At 47.5% G+C, this 16,888-nt stretch carries 21 protein-coding genes; 1 reads left to right on the top strand and 20 read right to left on the bottom strand.

What is annotated here, in order from left to right; genetic code table 11:
• Window positions 1–11: 11 nt before the first annotated feature.
• The 16 genes from LH51_RS15945 to LH51_RS20900 all read right to left on the bottom strand — a co-directional run bounded on the left by LH51_RS15945 (window position 12) and on the right by LH51_RS20900 (window position 12,769).
• On the bottom strand, window positions 12–194 hold the full coding sequence (locus LH51_RS15945; protein ID WP_036524014.1) for a hypothetical protein: 183 nt from the start codon (window positions 192–194) through the stop codon (window positions 12–14).
• Complete coding sequence (locus tag LH51_RS15950; RefSeq protein ID WP_052063451.1) at window positions 191–1,087, bottom strand: viperin family antiviral radical SAM protein; 897 nt, start codon at window positions 1,085–1,087, stop codon at window positions 191–193. Before LH51_RS15950 ends, LH51_RS15945 begins: the two co-directional genes overlap by 4 nt.
• A gap of 81 nt (window positions 1,088–1,168) precedes the next feature.
• A complete protein-coding gene (locus LH51_RS15955) occupies window positions 1,169–1,846 on the bottom strand; it encodes a hypothetical protein (protein ID WP_052063450.1) in 678 nt (225 codons plus the stop codon).
• Window position 1,847: 1 nt separating this feature from the next.
• Complete coding sequence (locus LH51_RS19510) at window positions 1,848–2,210, bottom strand: hypothetical protein (protein ID WP_052063449.1); 363 nt, start codon at window positions 2,208–2,210, stop codon at window positions 1,848–1,850.
• On the bottom strand, window positions 2,200–2,745 hold the full coding sequence (locus tag LH51_RS15965) for a hypothetical protein (protein WP_144244302.1): 546 nt from the start codon (window positions 2,743–2,745) through the stop codon (window positions 2,200–2,202). Before LH51_RS15965 ends, LH51_RS19510 begins: the two co-directional genes overlap by 11 nt.
• 48 nt (window positions 2,746–2,793) lie before the next feature.
• Window positions 2,794–3,627: a restriction endonuclease subunit S gene (locus tag LH51_RS15970; RefSeq protein WP_200881872.1), complete on the bottom strand. Its 834-nt coding sequence runs from the start codon at window positions 3,625–3,627 to the stop codon at window positions 2,794–2,796.
• Window positions 3,628–3,769: 142 nt separating this feature from the next.
• Window positions 3,770–4,072 (bottom strand): restriction endonuclease subunit S, encoded by a 303-nt coding sequence (locus LH51_RS20195; protein ID WP_081960870.1) that lies wholly within the window; start codon window positions 4,070–4,072, stop codon window positions 3,770–3,772.
• 105 nt (window positions 4,073–4,177) lie between these two features.
• Complete coding sequence (locus LH51_RS15975; protein ID WP_036524019.1) at window positions 4,178–5,743, bottom strand: class I SAM-dependent DNA methyltransferase; 1,566 nt, start codon at window positions 5,741–5,743, stop codon at window positions 4,178–4,180.
• A 26-nt stretch (window positions 5,744–5,769) separates the two neighbouring features.
• Window positions 5,770–6,849, bottom strand: a complete 1,080-nt coding sequence (locus tag LH51_RS15980; protein ID WP_036520309.1) for a Fic family protein — start codon at window positions 6,847–6,849, stop codon at window positions 5,770–5,772.
• A 109-nt stretch (window positions 6,850–6,958) separates the two neighbouring features.
• The gene (hsdR, locus tag LH51_RS15985) at window positions 6,959–10,480 is read right to left on the bottom strand and encodes a type I restriction-modification system endonuclease (RefSeq protein ID WP_036524023.1); all 3,522 of its coding nucleotides are present in this window, start codon (window positions 10,478–10,480) and stop codon (window positions 6,959–6,961) included.
• Window positions 10,481–10,613: 133 nt separating this feature from the next.
• The gene (locus LH51_RS15990; protein WP_036520306.1) at window positions 10,614–11,042 is read right to left on the bottom strand and encodes a helix-turn-helix domain-containing protein; all 429 of its coding nucleotides are present in this window, start codon (window positions 11,040–11,042) and stop codon (window positions 10,614–10,616) included.
• Entirely contained in the window at window positions 11,039–11,353 is a 315-nt protein-coding gene (locus tag LH51_RS15995) for a type II toxin-antitoxin system HigB family toxin (protein ID WP_036520301.1), read from the bottom strand. Before LH51_RS15995 ends, LH51_RS15990 begins: the two co-directional genes overlap by 4 nt.
• 120 nt (window positions 11,354–11,473) lie before the next feature.
• The gene (locus tag LH51_RS23725; protein WP_268746589.1) at window positions 11,474–11,605 is read right to left on the bottom strand and encodes a hypothetical protein; all 132 of its coding nucleotides are present in this window, start codon (window positions 11,603–11,605) and stop codon (window positions 11,474–11,476) included.
• Complete coding sequence (locus LH51_RS23100) at window positions 11,602–12,024, bottom strand: carboxysome shell carbonic anhydrase (protein ID WP_235263791.1); 423 nt, start codon at window positions 12,022–12,024, stop codon at window positions 11,602–11,604. Before LH51_RS23100 ends, LH51_RS23725 begins: the two co-directional genes overlap by 4 nt.
• A 2-nt stretch (window positions 12,025–12,026) precedes the next feature.
• Window positions 12,027–12,533: a carboxysome shell carbonic anhydrase gene (locus LH51_RS23105; RefSeq protein ID WP_235263792.1), complete on the bottom strand. Its 507-nt coding sequence runs from the start codon at window positions 12,531–12,533 to the stop codon at window positions 12,027–12,029.
• Between the two features lie 53 nt (window positions 12,534–12,586).
• Window positions 12,587–12,769 (bottom strand): hypothetical protein, encoded by a 183-nt coding sequence (locus LH51_RS20900; RefSeq protein WP_160173747.1) that lies wholly within the window; start codon window positions 12,767–12,769, stop codon window positions 12,587–12,589.
• A gap of 316 nt (window positions 12,770–13,085) precedes the next feature.
• On the opposite strand from LH51_RS20900, the gene LH51_RS16005 reads away from it, so the two are divergent.
• Window positions 13,086–14,204: a CobW family GTP-binding protein gene (locus LH51_RS16005; RefSeq protein WP_036524027.1), complete on the top strand. Its 1,119-nt coding sequence runs from the start codon at window positions 13,086–13,088 to the stop codon at window positions 14,202–14,204.
• A 33-nt stretch (window positions 14,205–14,237) separates the two neighbouring features.
• Here the strand turns inward: LH51_RS16005 and LH51_RS16010 are convergent, their stop codons facing one another.
• The 4 genes from LH51_RS16010 to LH51_RS16025 are packed head-to-tail and all read right to left on the bottom strand — an operon-like array spanning window position 14,238 to window position 16,855.
• Complete coding sequence (locus LH51_RS16010; protein WP_036524030.1) at window positions 14,238–15,176, bottom strand: energy transducer TonB; 939 nt, start codon at window positions 15,174–15,176, stop codon at window positions 14,238–14,240.
• Window positions 15,173–15,589, bottom strand: a complete 417-nt coding sequence (locus LH51_RS16015) for an ExbD/TolR family protein (protein ID WP_036524032.1) — start codon at window positions 15,587–15,589, stop codon at window positions 15,173–15,175. Before LH51_RS16015 ends, LH51_RS16010 begins: the two co-directional genes overlap by 4 nt.
• A gap of 2 nt (window positions 15,590–15,591) precedes the next feature.
• A complete protein-coding gene (locus tag LH51_RS16020) occupies window positions 15,592–15,993 on the bottom strand; it encodes an ExbD/TolR family protein (RefSeq protein ID WP_036524035.1) in 402 nt (133 codons plus the stop codon).
• Window positions 15,983–16,855, bottom strand: coding sequence for a MotA/TolQ/ExbB proton channel family protein (locus LH51_RS16025; RefSeq protein ID WP_235263793.1), 873 nt, complete (start codon window positions 16,853–16,855; stop codon window positions 15,983–15,985). Before LH51_RS16025 ends, LH51_RS16020 begins: the two co-directional genes overlap by 11 nt.
• Between the last annotated feature and the right edge of the window lie 33 nt (window positions 16,856–16,888).

The raw sequence follows: 16,888 nt of genomic DNA on the forward strand, positions 1-16,888 counted from the left end.
ACCTTTTCAGATCAGCCAAAACTGTTTGATGCACGCCAATCACTGGGTGTACCGGGCACCGTGACTTTTACTTTACCATCAGGAGAAATAATCTTGCCGTGTTTACCCCCTCGCTTATAGATATAGCCCTGCTTGAGCATCTCCCTAACCAACGCATTGATCTGCTTATTTTTTGAATATTTTTTTCTATTCATGATTTCACCCCATGTGTATAACGATTGGCAAAAGCATGAAAATCAAAAGGAATCTGAGAGAAAGCCTGTTCCACCCCAGCCTTCAAGATAGGATCGCTAAGCAAATGCCCTTTTTCAGGACCGTTATTCTGATAGAAACGTCCCTGTGGATTAATCATCAAATACGAAGCCCACATAGCATCATTATCTTCAGCAATTAAGTTAGATACATGAGGTGCATGACGATCAACATAAGCCTGGTATTGCTCACTCGTAATTACCTGCCGCACATCATGCACGGGTAATACCCTAAGTAATTTCCATTTATCTGGTTGCACTTGAGCAATCAGTGAAGACATGTTTTCATACCAATTAAATGGATTAACCACCGTGTTAATTTTCAACTGACCTTTTGAGTTAAGTTGACGATAGGTATTGGCAATGCGGACTAGTTGATTTGCATTAAGCCAATGGCCACGACGGTCAGCACGTCCAATCGATTGTGCAATCAATTCATCAGCCGTATCAAAGCTAATGCCAAGCATATCCAGTTTTGATGAAGACTGTTGAAGCATATCGGGCGTGAGAAAATGCCCATTCGTAATAATTGAAGTACGGAAACCCAATGCTTTGGCTGTATCTAAAGCATTGATAAACTGCTTACCAAGGACCATAGGTTCGCCACCGGCAAAGTTAATACGTACGGTTTGATATGGAAACTCTTGTTTAAATGGATTTGCTGACAGAAAAAAGTCAGCCAAAGATGACAACAACTGCTCAACCTGACCTGGTTGAAGATGCAGCTCATTTCGGAACTGGTTATCGTTCCATTTTGCGTAACAGTATGTGCAGCGGTAGTTGCACACTTCTGTCATGTGAAAATTGATAACTAACTCTTGTGTAGGAATACTCATTTGATCTCTCTCCATTGATAAATGTTGCAGGAGAGAGGTTCAAACAGTGCACTGCACTAACAAGCATTATTTGAAATTTTTTTAACGTTGCTTAAAGAGATCGATCAGATCATCGAATTCCTGAGCTTCCTGATATCGAGCCTTAATCGTTTCGACCAACGAATAACAACTTTCTGGTAATGAGCCAAGGCTTTCCAATTGTTCACACAGTTTTGCTGCTTCCTCCCAATCCTCCCTAAGGTAGGCTGACAAGAGTGAATCATATGAATCTAAAGATGCAGACTGAGCAAGCAGTGCTTGCATCAAGGGGATGTTTTTACCCAGCGCCAATTGCGGCAGGGTTTCAAAAGGATTTGGTAACATGCTTTGCGTAAGATCAAAAGTCTCTACAGCTGACAGGCTTTCAACAAGCTGGTGAGTAGCAGGTTTTGTGAGCGTGATACCTAACAGGGACTGACGTTCGAGAAAAAGAGATCGGATCTCATCAGCACACCGCCTACGAACATCAATATCACTGAAAATATCCTTAACCAGCTTGGTATCAGGAAAAAACGCACTGAGCAGCAACACATTGTACAATTGTACACGCCCCTGCTCATTGGTAATAAAATGCTGTTCTCTCTGTACACCTTGCTCAGTTTCAGTGGTGATCAGCCCGTTTCGAACAAAAGACATCGCTTTATTTTTAAGTAAGCTACTGTCTTCAGCGGCCTGGATTTGAAATAGATCACGTATCAGTTGAGGTATTTTCTGATGCATTCTATCTACAGACTCCCTGCTCCAGTATACGATCCATGCGTGTTTGCCTGTTTTGACGGTTTTCAATATCGAGTGCAGCAATACGCCTGGCTGCTTCGAATAGTGAGTACTTGGACCAACCTCCACATTGATAATGCTCTATTGCACCCAAACAATAGCCTGCTCGCATCGCATCAGAAAGCGAGGTCCGCTGACTGGCTAGAAAGCGCTTTTCATCATGTGCATTATAAATTTCAGACACAGCTTTACAGGCTGTTATTAAAAATTCTGCATCCGGGTTACTAAAGTCGCCACGTGCACTAGTATTTGAAGACCCTACTGAAACAATAGTAATCAGTAAAAAAATAAAAGCTTTAACCTGCATTATGACTTCCCTCTGTCACTTCGTCATGTTCATTTTTTGAATTTACTTTTGAGCTACCTGCCTGCTCTACTTTAGCTTCAACAGCACCATACTTTCCTTTCGGAACTATAGAAAAAATCAAAACAAGCAATGTAATCACATATGCCAAATCAAAATATTCTTGATACATATCCAGAAATAACTGACCTTCATCAGGGTCACCAATGAAAACAAGTCCAGTCATAGATAAAAACACCATTGAATGAGCACCAAAATAGATAATATAACGGTATATTGCTCTTAAAACACTAGCAGAATATTTTTTTACCTTTAAAGCATACCGAACTGTCAAATAAATCCAACAAGCCAAAAAAAATAACTCCATATTACTGAGGTCATTCCAGCCTGTTTGGTTCGGAAAATATACTTCTGGAATAAATAAAACTGATACAGCTATAATAAGCACACACAACATAAAAAATATTGCTTTAAATACCCATAAAGCCCCCAAACCAACAAACTCATCAACAGTCATTCTTTTCTTTATAGCAATCAATTTAAACTCCTTGTAATCCACACGACTAAAACGGAAAAAGCACAGACATTATTTTTTAGGCCTTTGCTGTTTTACTTGACGACTAGCTTGAATTTTCATCAGCAACTTTTCAGCCGAGTTCTCACCGCCGATCAGGTCAGGATTGGCTGCACGCCACTCGGCAGTCAATTCTCCGCGAAAGGCTTTGGCGAGAATAGATTGAGTGAGGTTGTTGACACGGGTCAGCGCAGCAGAGACTTTTTGCTCGATGGAGTCGGCAAAGGCAAAAAACGCTTCCACACGGCGGACGATTTCGGCCTGCTCTTCAAGCGTAGGTAATGAAATACTAAAGTTGCGTAAATGGGTGAGTGATACCGTTTTTTGTGCAGTCCCTGTTGCTACTGAGTCAGCATGTTTAAAAACCTCGGGTGAAGCCAAGTAATAGTAAAGATATCTGTAATCAACACTGGTATGATCAGGCTTAATTATCGCGATGTGCCGCTGAAAGCAGAATGGAGCCGATGACTTAACTACAACCGGAATTCCGAAAGATCCTGTTACTGTATACAGAATATCATTTATTTCTGCCTTTCTAATATTCTTTAGAGACTCGTAGTAATCTTCTGGAACCCATCTACTCACGGAATCAAAGTCGACTTCACCATTACTTACGTTAGAAATAACTAAAAATGGGATACCAGCATCGGCCTTTGGGGGAGCTTGATGGTCACCATCCGATACGCTCCGACATACATTAGCTAAAATTGATTTGGTCCAGCTTGCTTCGATATTTCCCCGCCATTCTTCCGTCAACTTCCCACTCACAGCAGCGGCGAGGACGGATTGACGAAATGTTTTTAGAACTTCAGGGATGCGTTCAAGGCGCGACTTGGTGGTTTTCACCTGGGTAAGTAGGGTGTCGAGTTTATCAGCGATGATTTTTTGTTCGGCTAATGGAGGAAGATCAAGACTTTGCTCATATGCATCATCCTGTTTAACCCAGGTATCGCAGTTGATCTATTTAGCTGAGTTAGAGGAAGATTTTTTAAAAATAAAACCAATACTTTATTGGTTGATAATAAAATTTATCCACATAATAAGTTGTATCTATCGGATAAAATGGAACATCAGAAATTTGAACTTCTCCAAATGAACCTTTGCGTCCAACGATTATACCACCATGGTCAATTAATGGGGTAGAGTGGCTACCAACAATACCATTCGAACCATACACCGGGTACTCACCACCATCTCTACTTTTGGCAGGCAATGACTTACCATACTTGAGTTCAATGATTGAGCCTAAGTTTGTTCTATACCATCCATCTGGCAAAACATCCTCGTTCACCCCTCACCCCAACTCTTTTGCAAATTCCGTAAGCACCTATAAACCCCTTAGTGATTTGAGTGACAAAATTCGACTGCTCAGATGCTATATAAATGCGTAAACCCATCACGCATTTCCTCCCAAAGACGCTAACAATCCATCTAGCTCACTAAGCGCCGCTTCCAGTTCCACTTTGGCTTCCCTGGCCAGCACATCAGGCTCAGGCAGGTTGGCGGCATCGACGCTGTCTTTGTCTTTCAGCCATGAAATATCCAGTGAGTCACCTTTGGTATCACGAATCCAATCGCGGCTAAAGCAGCGCCAGCGGCTGTGTGCCAGGCGTTCGTCTATGCCTTGGTTTTCTTCCGCTTCGGCTACTTCTACCTTTTCGGCATTGAAGCTGTATTCACCTTCAGAGCGCTGACTCAAGCCATTCGCATCATCACCATAAACAGATTCAAACGGTTTTAAGTGTTGATCACCAAAGGGAGTGCGTTTACCAAAATTGGGCATATTGGTACGCAGGTCGTAGACCCAGACATTTTCAGTACAGTTTTCTTGCTGGTGTTTGTCGTTGGCACTGCCTTTGGTGAAAAACAGCACGTTAGTTTTCACGCCCTGGGCATAGAAAATACCCGTGGGCAGGCGCAGGATGGTGTGCAGGTTACACTTGTCCAACAGGTCGCGACGCACATCGGTGCCAACACCGGCTTCAAACAGCACATTATCCGGCAAGACCACGGCGGCACGACCACCAGGTTTCAGGTTACGGTAAATGTGCTGTAAAAATGCCAGCTGTTTGTTGCTGGTTTTATAGGTAAGGTCATCCCGGGTGTTGCTGGCCTCGCCGCCCTTACTGGTGCCAAACGGCGGGTTGGCGAGGATGATATCGGCCGATTTTAGCGATTTACCCGCATCACCCAGCGCATTGCCCAGATGCACTACACCTTCGTCGTCACCTTCCATGCCATGCAGCAAGCAGTTCATCAGTGCCAAGCGGCGGGTATTGGGTACCAGTTCTATGCCGATGAAAGCTTTACTCTTCTGAAAGGCTGCCCGCAGCGCAGACAGATCAAGATAGTCGTCGGTCTGCTCACGCATATACTGATCGGCTGCGACCAGGAATCCGGCCGTGCCAGCAGCAGGGTCCTGTATCACTTCACCGGGTTGTGGCTTGATACAACGCACCATGGAGTTTATCAACGCTCTGGGAGTGAAGTACTGGCCTGCTCCGGATTTGGTTTCGCTGGCATTCTTTTCCAGCAAGCCCTCATACAGATCACCCAAACCATCCTTAGCGGCACTGAACCAGTCAATCTGATCCAGGGTTTTGATCATCTGCTCTAAATGGCGCGGTTCACGCAGTCGGGTTTGTGCATCAGCATAGATGGCGCTGATCAGTGGGTCGTCATGCACCACCTCACCCTCGGCATCTTTGTCTGTCGACAGGCTTAACAAGATGCGTTTGTAGTCATTCAGCAGATTGATACCGGATTTATTGTTAATGTCCGTCCAGCGACAACCTTGCGGTAGCGGATGTCTTTTTAGCGTTCCGGCTTCAGTGTTCTCATGCACCATTTTGATAAACAGCAGCAGCACCAACTCGGTCACGTAATCACTGTAGTTGATGCCATCATCACGCAATACGTCACAGAGGTTCCAGAGTTTTTGTACGATGTCATTGTGGGTCATGCTTGTCTCAGTATTTGATATCAGTATTAGCTGTGCGCCATCAGTAGCGTGCAGAGTGGCTGGTTTATGTAGTAGTTACCCCGACCCACTTTCTGTTTTTCCAGAAAGCCATTCTCCACCAGTTGTTCAAGGTATTTGGTGGCCGTAATACGCGTGACGCCCAGGTCTTGCACCAAAAAGTCGATTTTTGTGTAAGGGTGATAAAACAGGTTGTTCAACAAGTCCTGACGATAAATTTTAGGCAGCTGTGTACGCATACGCTGTTTAACATCATCCATCAGTACTTTAATCTGCGTAATCAATGAAATAGTATTCTGTGCGGTATCGATAATGCCATCTAGCATATACAGCAGCCAGGGCTCCCAGTGATCACTTTGGCGAACATTTTGCAGTTGAGCATAATAATCCGCCCTATGATGAATGATATAGCGGCTTAAATAGAGGATTGGCAGATTCAATAGATCCTTGATAACCAAATACAATATATTCAGAATACGCCCTGTTCGGCCATTGCCATCGTAAAAAGGGTGTATGCTTTCAAATTGATGATGGATGAGTGCCATTTTGACCAATGGATCAGCATCACACAGGCTATCATCATTGATATAATTTACTAGATTATCCATCAACACAGCGATGTCATCGGCATGTTGTGGCGGGGTATACACAACTTCACCTGTGTGGGTATTTTTGAGTTCAGTACCCGGTAAGCAGCGTAGGCCTGCATGATTATGTTCTAAATGCTGCTGTACGGTGAGAATATCACTCAATCGAATGAGCTTAGTGCGCCGAACGGTAGCGAATGCTTGTTTCAGCGCAATCGCATAATCCTGCACTTCCTTAGTGGCTGGCTGGATGAGGGTATCTTCAAATAAATCGGCCTTATAAAGTGCATCATGGGTAGTGACAATATTTTCAACTGCGGAGCTGTCTTTTGCTTCCTGTAATGACAGTGTATTGATAAGTATGGCTTCATTGGGAATGCTAGCCGCCAAGCCTTTAAGCTCAGCCAGGTAGCGGTGTGCCTCAGCGGTTCTTTTCAGCACAGCCCGCGTTTCCCATTGTTCAATATTGGGCAGTGGCAACATCGGCAAGGTATGTGACATATAGATTTCTTCCTTTTCTCTATAAATGCACGCTTATATGTATAAAAAACTCAAAAAATTATACATGTTAACTACAACATGTATAGATTTTTTTGTTTTTATCGACAGGTTACGCGCTCATGGGTGGCCAAATCGCCTCACAGAGTTCATCCAGAACGCTGTCGAGCTGATTGGCTAACACACGATCCAGTTGTTTTGCACCGCCCTGCTCGGAAAAACGACTGTTGACGAATTCACGGTCAATAATCACTTCATGCACCAGTTGTTTTGCCAGTCGTTCCAACCATTTGCGCTGCGCTGGTAGCCAGTTTTGACTCTGGTAAATACGTTGCATGGCTTGATCAACCCGTTGTTCAAACGGAATCAACGGCTCGCCCAGTGCAGCACGACGAATATGGCCGATGATGCTGGCGGCGATATCCTGGTTGGTTTGGTTGCGCACCGCGCTTTGCAGTTTAACTTCGGAGTAACCCGCTGCATCCAGCAGCAGCTTGATCTCTTTAAGTTGCTCACGGGTAAGGTCGCGCGGTTTATTCACGACAACGCCCAGAGCTGCACTTTGGTTTAGCTGTTGCCGTATAAACTCATTGAAACTATCGAGGTAATCTTGCGGTTTCTGATGTAAACCATAGCTCTGGGTACGTTCACGGATTTCATCGTCATGTTCGGAAATGATTGGCTGGTATTCACTGCCAAGCAGGTTATTCACCTCGGCAAGTTGGTTAACTAGCCCTGCATGACGCGTGATAAATGCCGCAGCTTGCTGCGGCCCTAATTGGTGCAAATGGGTGTGCAGACTTTTGGGCTCAATACCCCAGAGTTCCTGTAATTCATCCAGCTTTTGTTTAATGGCCGGTTTATCTTGGGCTTTCTTCTCTGCCTTACGCAATACCCGCATCACTTTCTGACTAAGCTGGCTTAGCACTACATCTGCGTGACTTTGCTCAGGTGTATCACCCGGCGCATTGAGCGCACGTTCGAGCTGGGATGGGTCTGTCAGCTCCTCCACTAACTGTTCCAAGGTGATATTGGGATCTTTCACCAGTGGTTTCATGGTGTTGACATCACTCAAAGCGGCGTAGATATCCACGGGGTCGTAAATACGGAACACCGTTTTACCTATATCATCACAACGGCGAGTGGCACGCCCAATCATCTGTTCGAACAAAATGCGTGATTTAACCCGGCGTAGAAATACCAGATGACAGATTTTCGGCACATCGATCCCCGTAGTGAGCAAGTCAACGGTGATGGCAATATTGGGGTAAGGCTCATTTTTATACTGGCGAATCAGTTGTTCAACCTTGTCACTCTGTCCGGTGATTTTTGCGACAGCCGCTTGATTGTATTCGCCGTTATATAGATCTTTAAATGCTTCATCCAGTAGCCGCTTAACCATATCGGCATGCAGGTCAGTGGCACAGAAAATCAGCGCCTTTTCATCCCCAAAGGGATCCAGCTCCTGCACCAGTTGCTGACAGATAACACGATTAAAGTTTTCATTAATGACGCGACGGTTGAAGGCATCCACTTCAAAATTCAGCTCATCATCCAACTCAGCTGTTTCCACCTCACCAGTCTGGGTATTAATAGCACTGACGGTTTCACCCTTGGTGAAGTGAATACCCTGTTGTGATAGTAGCGTGACATAGCGAATCGGTGGTTCATGATCTATCAGCCAATCGTCCGCTACGGCTTCACGGTAGGAATAGGTATAAACCGGTTTACCGAAAATCTCACTGGTGTGTTTGGCGGGAGTTGCGGTTAAACCGATTTTAACCGCATCAAAGTAGTCCAGCACACGGCGATAACTGGAGAGGTATTGGCTGGTGTCACGCGTAGCCAACTCGCCTTCGGTCATTTCCTGATCAAGAGTGTAACCCCGGTGGGCTTCATCGATAATAATACAGTCGAACTGATCTACCGGTGGCGGGCTGTCGCTCATAAAAATGCGCTTAACCATTGCTTGTACGGTAGCCACCTGCACACGAGTTTCCGCTTCGGCTGCCATGTCACCCAGCTCGGCGACATTGTAGATTTTCGACAGGGTGTGATTTTGTTCCAACGGTGCTTCGTTGAAGGCATCAATCGCTTGCTGACCCAAGGCAGTTCGATCCACCAGGAATAGAATACGTTTGAAGCGTTCAGCTTTTAAAAAACGGTACATCAAGCCAATAATAGTGCGCGTTTTACCCGTGCCTGTTGCCATGGCCAGCAGGGCTGAGCGCACTTCTTTAGCCAAAGTACTCTCAACGGCATGAATCGCCTTTTGCTGATAGTCACGTAGCTTTAAATAACCAAACGGCTCTTGTTGGAGTTGTTGCTGAGCCATGTTTTTACTACGTTTCAGCAGGTCCAGCAAACCTTCAGGTGTGTGGAAGTTTTGTAACGCACGGCGAGTATTGGATACACTGCGAACATCACGAAACCAGGTACCGGACTGCTCAGCCAACTGAGCGACGTAGGGGCGACCATTGCAGGAGTAGACGAAGGGTACTTTGTAGTGACCCTCTTCTTCATCTGGCCAGGCAACTGTCATACCAGCCAGTTCCCATGCACCCTGCAAGGGTTGTGCGACACTGAAACCTTTACTATAGCGCTCTGCCTGGGGAATTTTACCGGCAACATTGGTGTTTTCTTTTTTCGCTTCAACCACCGCGATAGGTGTCAGACCAACAAACAACACATAATCTGCGCGTCCTTTCTCACCCTGAAGTTGAGTTGGCCATTCTGCAATGGCGATGTTTTTACCCTTCTCTGGACGAACCCCTTTTGGGTAAGTCAGAACATCCGTATCTGCCTGCCAACCTGCTTCATTCAGCTGTTGATCAATCAGGATACGGGTCAGGGCTTCATCAAGGACAATATGCTGAGTGGCCGCTTGTGCTTTGCGGTTAAGCTGCTGGCGTTGCCTGGTCTGTGTTTTTTCATCCTGATCAGCCAACTGCGCTTGCAAGGCTTTTATTTTCTGCTCGTATTCATTTTGCTGCTGAGCCAAGGCCTGCTCATGTTGACTCGCTTGTGCAGCCAGAGCTCGTGACTCTTCATCCATGGCCAGCGCTAAGGCTTCATATTCTGACTTTTCTTTGGCGATTAAGTCATTCAGTTGCTGGCTGGAATCCAACTCCACACTAGCATGTTGCAAATCATGCTTCAGTTGCGTGATTTCAGCTTGCAGCGCTCGTAACTGCTCACTCGGATCAGGGAGTGGCACAAACGCATCCGGTTGAAACTCTGTACCTGCTTTACCAAAAGTCTGATGAAACCAGATCGACAATTGCCGGGCCACTTTCAAGCCTTGAATCGCCTCTTTATGCTGGGTTCTGAACCGATGGGTAGCCTTATTGCCTTCGATGCGCAGGGTATGAAACAGCTCTCGCACTACAGGTTCGAGCTTGTATTCACGACTGATTTTATACAGCAGGTCGGCTTGAGTACTCTGCTCGTCAAATGGAATATTGGCTAGCACAGCCATATGCTGAGCCAAGGCTTCACCTAATTGGCGCAACTTGATCAGCGTTGTGTTTGGGTCGCTGACAAATGCGCGTTCAGCCGCAACAGCCAGTTCCGCAAACAAAGGATCGTGCTCAGACAGAAATCCAAAGTTGCTTGCAGAATCAGGTGAAACCATAGGCTCGAATCTCCTTTTCATGGCAGGTTCATTAGACAATCAACAAGTTAACCTAATATGCCTGAGAATTCACTATCTAGCCCCACTATAGGATAAAATTCACTCTTACCAATAGGCTTCTCTTAGGGCTATCTTAAAAGAAAAGCCCCGGATCTATGTTAAAACGCTGGGACAGTGCAGCAATGTGTTTTTTGTTCAGGCTGCGTTCGCCAGACAGTACTCGGGATACCATGGACTTAGAGCCAATCTCGGGGAGGTCGGCGGTGCCAAGCTGGTGTTGTGTCATGAGCAAGCGCAGCATGGACAGGTCGGCAGGTTTCTCCAAAGCGCGTTGTTTAAAGGTGGCCAGCTCTTCATCACAGTTTTCGTAGATTTCGATGGCGTGGCTGAGCAGTTCGATGATGGCATTGAGTGGGTCATTGGGGGAGTCATCAGCTTCTTCCAACAGGCTTTCAATCAACGCCAGAGCCTCCTCATAGTGTGCATCATCCTTAATGGAGGCATAGGGAGCCGCTGCTTCGGCGAAGCTGTAACAGGCCTCTTTAAACGCTACAGCAGTCATAAAAGTTCTCCTTTGGCATATCGTTTACAAATTTTATCGTACTCTGCATGGGTAACTATATGTTTCACATATATGCGGTTATTAACGAATTGAATAAAGGCAATAATACGGAGATGATTGCCTCCCACATCAAGCACCCACCATTTATCCTTATATTTGAAATTATCTAATGACTGGAACACCTGCCGCATCGCCTCCGGCGTACCAAACTCACTTTTACGAAGCACCCGATAGAGATCTTCAAGGGCTTGTTTTTGGTTGGGATGGGCTTTGGCCGCATCGTTAAACGGGCGCTTTGAAATAATATGCATGGTCACTCCTGTTGACTTATTGACAATAATAGAAGCCTGTTGCCAATAAGTCAACATAGTACCTTAAGCTACATAATTGGGCCTACTACTTCAAACACAACCAGGCGCTTTGTCGAAGCTTCACCCTATCAACTCCAACCGCCGCGTAGGCCAGTGCAAGGAAGCTGTACGAATCAGCATTTTTTCAGCCAGTGCCGGTTGCGCTTCACGGATCACATTGGCAGCAAAATCTGCCATGAAACGGGCTTTCAATTCAGCACGCGCCTGATCCGGACCGACTTCATCATAGGGCGCCGAGGACAGCAGCAAGAAACCATCATCGGGTATCCGGCCTTGCGCCATATTAGCACGGATAATACCGGCAGCTTTGATGATAGGGTCGGACAGATCCGGGCTGTAAGGCCGATGATCAGCGCCACATTAGGCACATGCAGGAAATCAAAGCCGCGTCCGACACAGATCATCCACTCGCGGTGTTCAATATCCAGATCGCGCTGCAGCTGACGCATTTCATCGATATGGCGCAAGTTCCCTTCGACCAGCGGGAGCAGGTCATGGCGTATCTGAGCGGGCATATCGGTAAAGAAACCTTCCAGCTTCACTGGCAAGCTATCCAGGTCATCCGGTTTTAGTGTGGAGAGATCAAGCGACTCACCTTCACTGCTGTGCAAAATCAGGCATCTTCGTCAGTTTCAAAACCACACACCAGGGGGTACACCGTTTTGTGTCCATGCCCGAAAATCGCCTCAACCTGCTCACGAATTTGGTGTGCATGTGCCATGGCGGCATCTTTGTCACAGTTGAAACCGGCACAGCCGCGCGAGCGGTCACCTTTGGAAAAGTGATAGGTAATAATGATGAGTACCCGATGCCCCTGCTGGATGGCTTCCATCACCTGACTCTCCAGCAGGTCACCCATATAAGGCCAGCCCAGGTCAAAAATGCCGCCCAGATTACGGAAGGGGCTTACAATACCTAAGGGTGTTTTGGTGGCATAGGGCAAATGGATGCGCCCGTCCATGCACTTCAAGGCAATTATACGGGTAGGATGTTCAGCCAGATAACGCTGCCGTGCCAGTGAGTTTTCAGGGTCGCAATAAAGTGCTGAGTGAGTACGGCTAAGTTCCATCAGCCACTCAATACGCTGGTCAATAGGTGCGGAATGTATCGCAGTCGGCATGGTTCTTATTCTCCGTTGCTGTGAGCCATCAGGCCTGAATGCCTGGCTTTATGCTAACGTAACGCAGAGCTTTTCGATATATCTGACTCTATTTGTAGATTAGCAACCTCGCTAACAGCACGCACTTGGCAGGTGCTATGCTGGGTGGTGGTATCGCTTTGGTGTGACCCGCTTTCGTCATCCATGACACGCTCGACTGTCGCCATCCATGGCGCCAGACGGTCACTCCAAAGCAATATCACCACCCCCGCCGAAACTCAGTGCCAGCTCAAATAGCAAAAATAACTTTAATCTGGCACCCAGGTTGGTGAGGGCTGATGGGATCGGATTTGGCTGACCCTGTGCGCCATGGATGGCGCGCCGGAGCCCCCAGGGATGGGTTTACGGCGTGTCAGCCAGATACGATCCCATTAGCCCATTAGCCCATTAGCCCATTAGCCCATTAGCCCTCGACCCAATCGAAATGAGTGAAAGGTGATTTGTTATAGTGTAACATTTATCATATTCCCTGATGTTCTGATGAACCGACACGCTTTGTAACCGAGATACCTCATGACAGCCAGCCACAAAAAATCACTTATACCTGTAACCCTGCTGACCGGTTTTCTCGGTAGTGGTAAAACCACCTTGCTGAACCAGTTGGTGCAACAACCAGAGTTTGCCGATGCACTGATTATCATTAATGAGTTTGGTGAGATGTCGCTGGATCATATGCTGGTTGCGCATTCCACTGAGAATATCATTATGGAAATGGGCAACGGCTGTCTCTGTTGCACGATTCGCGGGGATCTGGTGAAGACGCTGCGGGATATTACCTGGCGTTTTTCACGTGAGGGGGAGCGTCATTTCAGTCGGGTATTGATTGAAACCACGGGGCTGGCAGATCCAGCACCCATACTGCATACCTTGATGACCCACCCGCAAATTGCATCTCGATACCGCCTGGATGGTGTGGTGACTCTGGTGGATGCCTGTGCAGGCCAACATACCCTTGATCAGCATCCTGAAGCTGTTAAACAGGCGGCTGTGGCTGATGTACTGCTGTTATCAAAGCAGGATCTGGTGACTGATCAGGATTTCCAGTTATTGCAACAACGTTTGCGTAACATCAACCCGGCTGCACCTCAGTGGTCAGTCAGTCAGGGCGAGGCAACGGCTGATAAACTACTGGATCTGGGCCTCTTTTCCGCCTCTGGCAAAACACCGGATGTGGAACGCTGGCTACGTGAAGAAGCCTTTGCGGATGAAGCTCATACTGAGGAAATGCATTCCCACTGCAGCCATGATCATCACGACCACGACCACGACCACGACCACGACCACGACCACGACCACCATCATCATGATGTGAATCGCCATGATGATCATATTCGTGCGTTCTGCTTTTCTATTGCGGCGCCGTTAACCGAAGAGCAGTTAACCACCTGGCTGGAAGTACTGATGAGCTTTATGGGTGAAAACATCCTGCGTGTTAAAGGCATTTTGAATATTAAGGATCAGGAAAAGCCTTTGGTTATTCATGGTGTACAGCACATTTTCCATCCACCCGTTCCACTTCCTGCCTGGCCCAGTGAGGATCACCGCTCCCGTCTTGTCTTCATTACCCGTGATATAGAACGTGAGGTGGTAGAAGGGGCTTTGAAGGCCTTGACCGGAGTATCAGCCAGCTAAGAGGGCCAGACACCTGCATCTTGGCCCTCTCGGTTATCGGCGATCACTCAGGCTGAAACTGACGGGCAGGGTGATCACCAGTTGATTGGCGCTGATGCTGGATGGAAAGGGGGGTAAAGGCGTAGCACGTTCCAGCATTTCCAGTACTTCACGATCCAGCAAGTTATGACCACTACTGTTAACTAGTCGTGCATTCAGTACCTCACCATTGCGATTCAGCGTAAATTCAACTTCTGCAACACCTTCACGACGTTGACGTCGTGCCATCATAGGGTAGCGTTTGTGTTGTCCAAGGTAATGACTCAGCTGCACAAAATAATTGGCTTCAGCTGCCGGGTCGCCACCTGTGTCGATGACTTCATCACTGCCTTGCGTGTTTGCACCAGCCGAGCTTGCCTGACTGGTGTCTTCATCAGTCTCGCTGTCACTATCCCCTGACTGTTCTGATGCCACATCTGCAACCCTGTCAGCCTGTGTAGGGCTGGGTTGTGGTGCTGGAGCAGGTTGAGGCTTAGGTGCTGGAGCAGGCTTAGGTTCAGGCACAGGTTCCGGCTCTGGTTCCGGCTCTGGTTCCGGCTCAGGAACAGGCTCCGGTTCTGGAGTTGGCTCAGGCTCCGGGATAGGCTCAGGCTCCGGGATAGGTTCTGGCTCTGGTTCGGGTTCGGGTTCTGGAACAGGTTCCGGCTCAGGTATCGGTTCAGGATCGGGTTCAACCGGGGTTTCCTGATCTGGCTCTGATGTTTCTGGCTGCTCTTCAAGCTCTGCGGTTGTGGCGGCCGGTGCGGCCTCTGATTCGGCGGCATCCATAAGATCACCGGCGGCGGCAAGGCTGACACTTACGCCGGCTACACCGGGTTGTAGGGCCGTTTCAGCATCTGGCTGACGGTTAAGAATCCAGGCGAGAGCAAAACTCAAGTGGAGTAATAGTGCGATAATGAACGCAATAATGCCGTGGCGTTTTGTCAAAGTCATGATGCGGTGCTTGTCTGGCGGGTGTATAGAGTGATCTGACTCATTCCGGTTTCAGTCAGTAATTGCAGTAAGGGCTTTAAATGCGCGGCTGTGGCCTGTGCATCAACCTTTAGTGCCAGTTCCACCTGAGTATTTTGTTCAGAAAGCATACTAAGCTGTTCCTTGAGCTCTTTAGGGGTAACTACCTGATTATTCAATGCAAGAGCACCATCAGCATCCATCAGCAGTTCATATTCAAGTGCGACAGTGGGGGCCTGAGTATCTGAGCTTGGAGGCATGACTTGTAGTGCATCAGTAGCCGTGATCTGGCCGGCGAGCATAAAAAAGATCAGCATCAGAAACACTATGTTGATCAGCGGGATGACATTATCATCATTGCCGCTACGAGAGGGCTTTACAGGGAATAGCTTCATCACTAACGGTCCGTATTCAGTGAGACGCCCTCGGCACCCAGGCGCTTGAGACGATCAAGGGTTGATACTATCAGCTGTATGTTCGCCTCATCGGCTGTAAATAGAATGACGCGTGCATCTGTATTATCCACCAGCAGCTGTTGAAGTGGTGCATCATCATGTGCTGCAAAGGTCTGCCCGGACACACTGAGCTTACCTTCGGCATTCAGCTTGACCAGTAGAGGAGGGGACTCATTACTCTGGCTGGTTGATTGAGACGGAGCCGAAACAGCCAGCTCCAGGTTATGCCATTTAATGAAGCTTGAGGTCAGCATAAAAAACAGCAGCAGAATAAAAACCACATCAATTAAGGGGGTCAGACTCAAGGGTTTGCGTCTTTTCCCGGCTTGGATATTAAGCTGCATTCACGGCCCCATCTGCAGTTTTCCAGCTTTCGCCGGATTCCTGTGGCTGTTGAGTCGTGCTGGGAATGTACGGATCTAAGCAGTTGCGTGTGAAAACACTAGTAATCAGAATTTCCATATCATGTGCAATTCGTTCTGTTTTGCGCTCCAAGGTGCTGTGAGCCAGAAAAACCGGGATGGCCACAATAAGACCGGCCGCCGTAGTCAGTAGTGCCTGCCAGATACCGCCTGAGAGTACGCTGGGATCGACCTGGCTGCCTGCTAGCTCCATTTGTTGAAATGCTACGATCATACCCAATACCGTACCCAGAAGACCCAGCAGAGGGCTTAGATTGGCAATGACTTCAAGCGGGCGTAAAAAAGAGCGCAGGTTTTCCATCTCTATAGAAGCTAAGCGACTGAGTTCTTCGCGTAGTTGTGGGGTATCCCCTTTTTGGTGTACACCGCGCATAGCTGTACCAATCAGGCGCGGAAGTGCCTGGCGACTGGAATTCAACTGCTCAATGGCTGCGGATTGTTTTCCCTGGTTCCAGCTTTTTAGCGCATTGAGTGTTTTTCGTTTGCCACCCGCACCAGTGACTGAGAGTTGCCAAAATTTCAATAATATCAGTGTTAGGGCAAAAACAGAGAAGACACAAAGTATCCAGACAACAGGCCCGCCTACATCCAGAAGATTGATGAGCGTATCCAGTTGACTGGGTGCGGACTCAGCCACAGAAGGGAGTAAAGTACTATCCAGCAACTCTGGAGCACTCAACAGTTCCGGTGTTGTCAGGGGATCGATGATTGGCGTTGTCAAAGGATCCATGTCCGGAGTTGCCAGAGTCTCAGATGTTTCCAGTGGTAGTTCTGTGGTTTCCATAGTCACTCGCAATCTTGGTCGTTAGTGTTATAC

The sequence above is a fragment of the Nitrincola sp. A-D6 genome (genome assembly GCF_000764495.1).
GTDB lineage: Bacteria > Pseudomonadota > Gammaproteobacteria > Pseudomonadales > Balneatricaceae > Nitrincola.

Bases quoted from the DNA above. Each gene is read 5' to 3' on its own strand.
- LH51_RS15945 (WP_036524014.1), bottom strand. From the start codon at position 194: ATGAATAGAAAAAAATATTCAAAAAATAAGCAGATCAATGCGTTGGTT.
- LH51_RS15950 (WP_052063451.1), bottom strand. From the start codon at position 1,087: ATGAGTATTCCTACACAAGAGTTAGTTATCAATTTTCACATGACAGAA.
- LH51_RS15955 (WP_052063450.1), bottom strand. From the start codon at position 1,846: ATGCATCAGAAAATACCTCAACTGATACGTGATCTATTTCAAATCCAG.
- LH51_RS19510 (WP_052063449.1), bottom strand. From the start codon at position 2,210: ATGCAGGTTAAAGCTTTTATTTTTTTACTGATTACTATTGTTTCAGTA.
- LH51_RS15975 (WP_036524019.1), bottom strand. From the start codon at position 5,743: ATGACCCACAATGACATCGTACAAAAACTCTGGAACCTCTGTGACGTA.
- LH51_RS15980 (WP_036520309.1), bottom strand. From the start codon at position 6,849: ATGTCACATACCTTGCCGATGTTGCCACTGCCCAATATTGAACAATGG.
- hsdR (WP_036524023.1), bottom strand. From the start codon at position 10,480: ATGGTTTCACCTGATTCTGCAAGCAACTTTGGATTTCTGTCTGAGCAC.
- LH51_RS15990 (WP_036520306.1), bottom strand. From the start codon at position 11,042: ATGACTGCTGTAGCGTTTAAAGAGGCCTGTTACAGCTTCGCCGAAGCA.
- LH51_RS15995 (WP_036520301.1), bottom strand. From the start codon at position 11,353: ATGCATATTATTTCAAAGCGCCCGTTTAACGATGCGGCCAAAGCCCAT.
- LH51_RS23105 (WP_235263792.1), bottom strand. From the start codon at position 12,533: ATGCCGACTGCGATACATTCCGCACCTATTGACCAGCGTATTGAGTGG.
- LH51_RS16005 (WP_036524027.1), top strand. From the start codon at position 13,086: ATGACAGCCAGCCACAAAAAATCACTTATACCTGTAACCCTGCTGACC.
- LH51_RS16010 (WP_036524030.1), bottom strand. From the start codon at position 15,176: ATGACTTTGACAAAACGCCACGGCATTATTGCGTTCATTATCGCACTA.
- LH51_RS16015 (WP_036524032.1), bottom strand. From the start codon at position 15,589: ATGAAGCTATTCCCTGTAAAGCCCTCTCGTAGCGGCAATGATGATAAT.
- LH51_RS16020 (WP_036524035.1), bottom strand. From the start codon at position 15,993: ATGCAGCTTAATATCCAAGCCGGGAAAAGACGCAAACCCTTGAGTCTG.
- LH51_RS16025 (WP_235263793.1), bottom strand. From the start codon at position 16,855: ATGGAAACCACAGAACTACCACTGGAAACATCTGAGACTCTGGCAACT.